The following is a 2,443-nucleotide window of genomic DNA, read 5'->3' as shown; positions in this document are numbered from 1 at the left end:
CATCTTGTGCCGCTTGGCTATAACCTTCTGCGCGCTCTCGTCGTACCAGCTGACGGCGTTCAGTATGGCGTTCTTATCGCTCACACTCATCTTGATCTTTCGAGCTTTGATCGTTGCGTTGACGGTCATTCGGAAGTCGTTGAAGTCATCTGTCTCTTCGGTACCGACGTCATTCATTAGCAGGATTGCCGTTGCAAGCAGGTCGCGTAGCTTGATCCAGTACTTGGTGTCGACCATCCTGGCCTTTGCCTTGGCGTTAAGGCTGATGTCCTGTTCCTCACACCACGCCAATATTGTTTTAGTCTGTTCCTTGAGGAAGCCGGTCTGATAAACCCTATCGCCATGTTCCCTGTAAAACCACTCCATTGGTTCGCGCAACGATTTGTCAAAACGCAGTGGCGCAAGCCGTTCGGCACTAAAGGCCGCACGGCGACGGTCCGGGCGTTCTATCGTGACCTTGTGGTAGCCGAAATCCGCGTTGTCAAAGATCTTTACTGCGATGCCGACGGGCTCGTTGCTGTCATCAATCTTCCGCTCGATGGGGACGAAATTCAGGTAGGCCTCGATGATCTGCTGGATATGCTCGTCTGAGAACTCGCAATTCTTGTCACCCAGGTTCTTGCGGAGCTTGCGATAGAGCAGGTTTGCGTCGATCAGCTGCACCTTGCCACGTCGTATCTCAGGTTTTGCATTGGACAAGAGCCAAATGTAGGTAGTTATGCCAGTGTTGTAAAAAAGATTGTTCGGTAGCTGGATGATTGTGTCCAGCATGTCATTCTCGATGATGAAACGGCGGATGTTGGACTCACCGCTGCCTGCGTCTCCGGTGAAGAGACTGGAGCCATTGTGAACTGAAGCGATGCGAGAGCCAAGCGGGCTGGTTTCCGTCGGCTTTATCTTGTTGACCATCTCCATCAGGAACAGCAGCTGACCGTCCGAGGAACGTGGTATGGCATCCATAGTCTCGGTCCTACCCCAGTAATCGGCGAGTTCAACCAGGAAACGGGGGTCGATGACGTCCTTGCCTTCCTTGATGTACTTGACCTCGCTGTTCCAGCTTTTGCCGTAGGGTGGGTTGGAGAGCATGAAGTCGAACCTTTCGCTGGCGAACTCGTCGACCGATAGAGTTGAGCCCACGCGAATGTTCTCGGGATTATTTCCCTTGATCATCATGTCCGACTTGCAGATCGCATAAGTCTCGTCGTTTATCTCCTTTCCGTAGAGGTAGATGTCACCGCGAGCCTTGATCGCACCATCAGGTTCCTTGAGGTAGTTTTGTGCTTCGGTCAGCATGCCCCCTGAGCCGCAGGCAGGGTCATAGATTGTCATGATGGGAGGAAGCTGGTTCTTGATGGGGTCGAAGATGAGATGCGTCATGAGGTGGATCACCTCGCGCGGAGTGAAGTGCTCACCGGCCTCCTCGTTGTTCTCTTCGTTGAACTTGCGGATCAGCTCTTCGAAGACATAACCCATGCCGAGGTTTGACAGGCCGGACAGGGTGTTGCCTTCGGGATCTTCGATATCATGCGGGGTCAGGTTGATCCACGGGGAAACGAATTTCTCTATGACGTCCAAAAGCACCTGCTTGTCCGCCATGTGGCGCATCTGTTCCAGAAGCTTGAAGCGACCGATGATCTCTTTGACGTTGTCGCTGAAGCCGTCGAGGTAGTCTTCGATATTGGCGAGCAGAATCTGTTGATTGTTGGTGGCAGTCGAATGGACCTTCTTCAGTGTCCATTGGCTGGTGTTATAGAAGACATATCCAGAGGCGTCTCTCAGTGGATCGCCGTCCAACTCTGTCGAACCCACCTCCTCTTTTTGGTATCTAACTTCTTCCAGCACGCTGTCCTTGGTCGGTTCCAGCAACGTATCCAGGCGGCGCAGTACGACCATGGGCAGAATAACGTCGCGGTACTTGCCCCGAACATAGACATCGCGCAGGCAGTCGTCGGCAATGCGCCAAATGAATGAGACTAGGTTGTTGTGAGAGCGATGATTCATCTGTATGGAATTTTAGGTTTAGTTGGAATTGTTCGAGACTACGTTGCTTGAACTGAGATGACAGCCCGAGCACTCATTCTTATTGGCTCGAGGCTATTGCACCGTTACAAGGCACTGAGAGCGCAATAGCTTTGAATTTTGAGTCGATATAGGCCGTTCCAGTGGAGCGGCATATATCCGTGCAACGGAGCTGTTATGTTCTCGTTCTTAGGTGTAGGCTCGCGGCAGAACACTCAGGAGGTCGACGTTCTCGGTCTCGACCGATTTCATTGCCTTGTTGATCGCCTTCAGCTCGGCATCTCATGAAGTCGTACAGTCGAGACGAGTGCTCGCTCATACCAGACAGTATCCTTAGCATCTTGTTTTTAGGATAGTTCTTCAAATGCACGTTCAGATAGCCAATCTGCTTGTCGATTCAGAGACTTTGCCTGCTCCTTTTTTT

At 51.9% G+C, this 2,443-nt stretch carries 1 protein-coding gene; it reads right to left on the bottom strand.

Features of this window, described 5'->3' with window-relative positions; translation table 11 throughout:
• Window positions 1-2,001: type I restriction-modification system subunit M (locus ACSHWX_RS18245; protein WP_435669635.1), on the bottom strand; the 2,001-nt coding region annotated here is incomplete at its 3' end.
• Window positions 2,002-2,443: the final 442 nt, after the last annotated feature.

It is taken from the genome of Maritalea sp., assembly GCF_051251695.1.
GTDB lineage: Bacteria > Pseudomonadota > Alphaproteobacteria > Rhizobiales > Devosiaceae > Maritalea.
This window is presented reverse-complemented; position numbering and strand designations above follow the sequence as displayed.